This window comes from Psychrobacter sp. S1-30-MNA-CIBAN-0213 (assembly GCF_040309845.1).
Lineage (GTDB): Bacteria > Pseudomonadota > Gammaproteobacteria > Pseudomonadales > Moraxellaceae > Psychrobacter.
On sequence record NZ_JBEOPE010000174.1, the window covers coordinates 1 to 238 of the forward strand.

1 protein-coding gene is annotated in these 238 nt (G+C 47.1%); it reads right to left on the minus strand.

Features of this window, described 5'->3' with window-relative positions:
- On the minus strand, window positions 1-238 hold a 238-nt coding region (locus AAEY87_RS14395), incomplete at both ends, for a hypothetical protein (protein ID WP_350657660.1).

A 238-nucleotide genomic window follows, 5' to 3' on the forward strand; every position in this document is an offset into this window, starting at 1 on the left:
TCTTCCATCACCGCATGGATAGCATTGGCTTGATCGGGCGTTTCTTCAAAAGCAAATTGACTGGCAAACAGCTCGTACTGTGATGGATCTATTTTAAAATGAATACCAACTTTGGCTTCGCGCCGTGCTTGCATATTAAGCAGTTCAGCCGCCACGTCATGGATTTGCTCGAGCGCTTTTTGCTTGGCTTTATCCCATTTGCCGCTGCCAATTTTATGCAATGGCGCCAGTGCAGGAT